The organism is Vogesella mureinivorans (genome assembly GCF_007644035.1).
GTDB lineage: Bacteria > Pseudomonadota > Gammaproteobacteria > Burkholderiales > Chromobacteriaceae > Vogesella > Vogesella mureinivorans.
This window is the reverse complement of sequence record NZ_VMTV02000829.1, coordinates 1-341: the sequence shown is the minus strand read 5'-3', so window position 1 is coordinate 341 and position 341 is coordinate 1. Positions and strand designations below refer to the sequence as shown.

Below are 341 nucleotides of genomic sequence, written 5' to 3'. Positions count from 1 at the left end.
TGGTGATCGAGGACGAGCCTGGCCGCATCGTCCTGCAGCACCTGCTGATGTCGCCCGACGGCAAGCGTGTCACCAAGCACTGGCGCCAGGACTGGCACTGGCAGGCCAGCGAGCGGCTGGAGTTCAGCGCGGACCAGATCTGGCTGCTGCGGCCGATCGACCCGGCACTCACCCGCGGCGCCTGGACCCAGTGCGTCCACGAGGTCAGCGACGCGCCGCGCTACTGCGGCACCGGCCGCTGGAACCACCGCTACGGCGTTGCCACCTGGACCTCCGACCGAACCTGGCGGCCGCTGCCGCGGCGCGAGTACACCACCCGCGACGACTACAACGCGCTCAAC

General features: G+C 70.7%; 1 protein-coding gene. It reads left to right on the top strand.

Annotation, left to right across the window (positions count from 1 at the left end; translation table 11 throughout):
- On the top strand, window positions 1–341 hold a 341-nt coding region (locus FLQ44_RS23840; RefSeq protein ID WP_206209007.1), incomplete at both ends, for a DUF6607 family protein.